The sequence below is a fragment of the Arthrobacter sp. Bz4 genome (genome assembly GCF_003075455.1).
In the GTDB taxonomy this organism is placed as follows: Bacteria; Actinomycetota; Actinomycetes; order Actinomycetales; family Micrococcaceae; genus Arthrobacter_D.
Map to the genome: position 1 here is coordinate 1 of NZ_QDAE01000050.1, position 4,616 is coordinate 4,616.

Genomic DNA, 4,616 nt, shown 5'->3' on the forward strand with positions numbered 1-4,616 from the left:
CTTCCTGTACCGCTTGTTCTGGCCCACGGCGTTGCCGCCACTCTGCTAACTCTCAGAAACGAAAAATAGACTGGGTGGTGAGTCGAGTAATCGAGTCCTCGGCTCATCGGGCCGGTGTCTTAGATGCTCCCCCGCTCTAGGGCACCGGCACCAACACGTTAGAGCCCAGCACCGACAGTTACTCGACCCCAGCGATCCGGCGTAGCTGCCACCCATCAGTATGTGGATCTAAGCTGATATCGAACTCAAGGGTCGGGGAGGCCGGGCCGGTTTGAGCTTGGAACCGCCATGCCCGCTTGGTAATGAGACTGCCCTGCCCGTTCACGGGGGTATTCCCTGGCTCCCACCAGCTGCGGGAACTAGACCAGCTCACCGGTTCCCCAACGGTCTGCCAGATTCTGCCCCGCCACCGCATCGCCAGCGGGGCGCCGCTGCTGTGAAACCTCATGTCCACCGGTTCGTTGACCGTTCGTGGCTTGGTCTCCGTCGATTGTGCTGTCATGTGCGCGCCGCCCCTTCAACCCGTGATCGGTTTTCTTATCAGGGTTAAAATTAGAACACATGTTCGATTTATGGGAACCCGGAGTGGGCGGCAGAATGAGCCGTATGTGTGGATGCTCTGTGATTGCGGGAAGAGCAGGCATTGTTCCTGCTGGCTGCGACAGGCGTTGATGATCCCTTTGAATCTGATGGGTCTTGGGTCATGACGAACGGGTAGGCCCGTTGCTACGTACAGCACCTTATGGATTCACTGATCGCTGTACTATAAATGGATGGAGACTTTAACGCATTCATCGGTGCTGTCCAGGTTCGGTCATGCTCTCTCCGATCCGACCCGATGCAGGATTTTACTGGCGTTCCGGGACGCTCCGGCGTACCCAAGCGACCTTGCGGACGTCTTGGGCGTGAGTCGTCAAGGCCTGTCCAACCATTTGGCTTGTTTGCGCGGGTGCGGCCTGGTGGTGGCCGTTCCTGAAGGGCGTCGGACCCGCTACGAACTAGCCGATCCGAAACTGCACAACGCACTCACCGAGTTGCTCGCGGTGGTGCTGGCAACCGATCCAGAACACTGCGCGAATAGCGCGTCCGAGGGATGCTGCTGATGAGTTTACTGAGACCCCTCGCTGCTGGCCGTCCTGACTTAGCCCGCCGGGCGATACTTTCACGTCGCATCCGTCTCTTCGTCGCCGCGACGATCATCTACAACGTGATTGAAGCTGTAGTAGCAATTACCGCCGGAACAGTGGCGTCCTCCAGTGCTCTGATCGCCTTTGGACTCGACTCGATCATTGAGGTGACTTCCGCCGCGGCGGTAGCCTGGCAGTTCTCCGCTAAGGATCCCGAAACGCGGGAGAAGACAGCGCTACGATTCATCGCGTTCTCCTTCTTCGGGTTGGCCCTTTTCGTGGGATTCGACGCTATCCGAGCCCTCATCTCTGGTTCCGAGGCCGATCACTCAACCGTTGGTATCGTCCTCGCTGCGGTCAGCCTGGCGATCATGCCGTTGCTGTCTTATTTCCAACGCCGTGCCGGCCGCGAGTTGGGCTCGAAGTCAGCTGTCGCGGATTCAAAGCAGACCCTGCTGTGTTCCTACCTCTCCGGGGTATTGCTGGCAGGGCTCCTGCTCAACAGCTTTCTTGGCTGGTCATGGGCGGACCCGATCGCCGCATTGGTCATCGCCGTCTGGGCGATCAAAGAAGGTCGAGAAGCGTGGAAGGGTGACGCGTGTTGCGCGAACCCCCTAGGCCACCCTGAGGCGGACGAGTCCTCCAAGATCCCCGAAACCACCGAGGAATCCGGCTGCTCCTGCTGCCACTGACACAACTTTGAACTAACGTCGCACAACGAAAAGAGACTCCTATGACTTCCCAGCGCCGTGGGATGACAACGCCCAATAAGATCGCCTTGGGCTTTTTGCTCCTGTCAGTGTTTGCCCTGGTGGGCTTCGTCGTCGTCAACAACCAGAACAACGCGACAGAGCAGGAAAGCCTGGCGACCACCTCCCAGGTGATTCGGGAGAATAGTCACCGGATTCCGTCCACCGGGGACGAAAAGGCCGTCCTGGTGGAGTTCCTTGATTTTGAATGTGAATCCTGCGCGGCTGCCTACCCTTTGGTGGAAGATTTACGGGAAGAGTACAGCGATGAGCTGACTTTCGTGAGCCGGTACTTCCCGCTACCGGGACACCCGAACTCCATGACCGCCGCCATTGCCGTTGAAGCAGCGGCGCAACAGGGCGACTTCGAGGCCATGTATCAGCGGATGTTCGAAACCCAGGAGCAGTGGTCTCATTCCGATGAGTCCCAAGCCGACACGTTCCGCGGTTATGCCGAGGAGCTGGGCCTGGATATGGAAGCTTACGACCGAGCAGTAGAGGACCCTGCCACTGAGCAGCGGGTCATGCTTGATAAGAACGACGGCACTGGATTAGGGGTTAGCGGAACGCCCACCTTCTTCCTCGACGGACAGCAAATTCAGCCCACAACCGAAGAAGAGTTCCGCCAACTCATCGAAGACGCCATTGACCAGTAACCGTCCCGCTGCAGGAATTACCGAGATGGACGAAATTAGGACACCGGCTTTCGCCAGCAACCGGCCCTTTGCGCTCATCCTTCTAGCAACAGGCATCACCGGTTGGATAGCGTCCGGGATCCTCGTCCTGGAACGCCTGGCTGTCTATGACAACGCGGCTCACGTTACTAGCTGCGATGTGAACCCGTGGGTTTCCTGCGGCCGGGTATTCCAAACCTGGCAGGCATCTCTTTTTGGGTTCCCCAACCCGCTGATCGGCATCGTTGCCTTCACCGTAGTAATCACTACAGGCATGGCTCTGCTCTCCGGGGCACGATTCGCCCGGTGGTACTGGCTTACCCTGCAGGCAGGGGTCACCCTGGGATTCATCTTTGTGATCTGGCTCTGGAGCCAGGCCCTCTTCGACATCAACATCCTCTGCATCTACTGCATGATTGTCTGGGCCACCATGATCGCGATGTTCGTCCTCCTGACCGTCCGCAACCTTGTGCTCGGAACCATCCCGGCACCAGTGGCTCTAATACGACTTGTCGCGGACTGGGCCTGGGCGATCGTTGTTCTCCTGTGGGTAGCCACTGCCGCTTCAGTATTCATCCGCTTTCTGCCCGCCTTCACCAGTGGCTAAACAGACTGGATCATGAATGAAAGATCATCTTCTGCCGTTCAACGCCTATTTTTCCTCTGCGGCGTCGCTTGCGCTGTCCGACAATTCGCGCCGCGGGAATCTTTTCGCCAGGACCATCCGGTAGGACGCTCGGCATCCGGCGGGGCCGTCGACGAAACTCCTTCACTTCAAGTAGTCGGGAGTCTCCCAGGAAGGCCGTTTCGGTCGGTGCCGCAGACCTGCAGAACAGCGGAGCCGACTGCCATCGAAGCAGTCCCGGGGTGCGGTAGCGCTCGAAATTGATGACGTATCAGGTGTTATTGGTGTTTGGAGGGAGTAGGGCGCTTTGGCCGAAGGGTGCGGTTTTTGATGAGTCGGGGGAGGGCTTTGAGGTAGGTGATCATGCCGAGGAGTTCGACGAGGGTTTGGGTGACGACAACTAAGGCCACGAGGGATAGGGGTTCGGGGAGGGCTAGTGCCAGGGGGAGGACGACAAGTGAGTTCCTTGTTGCTCCGCTGAAGACTACGGCGGTGGTGCTGCTTACATCGAGTCCTGCTGGGCGGGCGGCAAGTATCCCGACGGGCACCATGATAATCAGGAATCCGATGTAGATCGGGATGACGGTTAGCACTGATGAGATCTCCTGGCCAACGCCGACGATCTGGGATCCGATGACGGTAGCGAGGGTGAGCATCATAAGCGGGACCATGAGTGATTGCATCAAAGACATCAGGTGTTGCGCTGCTACTGCTTTGTTCGCCCACTGTTGAGTCAGCGCTGCGGCGGCCAACGGGATGATAATGAGCACGACCAGTGCTTCGATGAATGGTTCAGGTTCGATCGCAGCAACGAGCTCTGCGCCGATGAAGACTAGTAGGTAAAGCGGCAACAACAGCATCTGAGTAAGCATTAACATGGGTGCGGCCGCGAGCAGGCGATCACTGGATCCGCCGGCGAGGCCAGAGAACACGATGACGTAATCGATACATGGCGTGAGTAGGACCATCATGACCCCGACCAGAAGGGCTTGGTCATAGGCGACGAACCGGGATAGGCCAAAAACGATGGCTGGCACGATCAGGAAGTTTAGGACCATCACGGTGAGCATGAATCGTCCATCGCGTAAGGCCGAACCGATTTTCGCGAAGGGGATGCCCAGGAACGTGGCGAACAACAATAGGCCCAGGACTGGATTGATGGCGGTTTCCAGCGGTTCTGCAGCGGTAGGAATCAACCACCCGAAGAGACCGCCAACGACGATAGCTGCGAGGTATAAATTGATTTGATGTCGTTCCATACCTGCAACGAGACGAGTTGTATGCACGGATCAAGCCTAGATGGCAAAGCTCCGAAGATGCGGACGGTCTTTTATTCGGTGTTTACGTATTAGAACGTTATCGGCGTTCCGCAGAATAGGGGCAAGCGTCATGCACTCGCTTTAGTGGCCCACTCTGGTCACTAGTACGAGGGGGGCTAGTT

5 protein-coding genes are annotated in these 4,616 nt (G+C 57.7%); 4 read left to right on the top strand and 1 reads right to left on the bottom strand.

Features of this window, described 5'->3' with window-relative positions:
• Positions 1-773 precede the first annotated feature (773 nt).
• The 4 genes from DDA93_RS15880 (at position 774) to DDA93_RS15895 (ending at position 3,157) form a co-directional block, all read left to right on the top strand.
• On the top strand, positions 774-1,103 hold the full coding sequence (locus DDA93_RS15880) for a metalloregulator ArsR/SmtB family transcription factor (protein ID WP_116779294.1): 330 nt from the start codon (positions 774-776) through the stop codon (positions 1,101-1,103).
• On the top strand, positions 1,103-1,819 hold the full coding sequence (locus DDA93_RS15885) for a cation transporter (RefSeq protein WP_116779297.1): 717 nt from the start codon (positions 1,103-1,105) through the stop codon (positions 1,817-1,819). Before DDA93_RS15880 ends, DDA93_RS15885 begins: the two co-directional genes overlap by 1 nt.
• A 62-nt stretch (positions 1,820-1,881) precedes the next feature.
• Entirely contained in the window at positions 1,882-2,532 is a 651-nt protein-coding gene (locus DDA93_RS15890) for a thioredoxin domain-containing protein (RefSeq protein ID WP_116779298.1), read from the top strand.
• 25 nt (positions 2,533-2,557) lie between these two features.
• Positions 2,558-3,157: a vitamin K epoxide reductase family protein gene (locus DDA93_RS15895; RefSeq protein WP_116779295.1), complete on the top strand. Its 600-nt coding sequence runs from the start codon at positions 2,558-2,560 to the stop codon at positions 3,155-3,157.
• Positions 3,158-3,453: 296 nt separating this feature from the next.
• Here DDA93_RS15895 and DDA93_RS15900 read toward each other — a convergent pair whose 3' ends face one another.
• Positions 3,454-4,434, bottom strand: coding sequence for a bile acid:sodium symporter (locus DDA93_RS15900; RefSeq protein ID WP_116779296.1), 981 nt, complete (start codon positions 4,432-4,434; stop codon positions 3,454-3,456).
• Positions 4,435-4,616 lie beyond the last annotated feature (182 nt).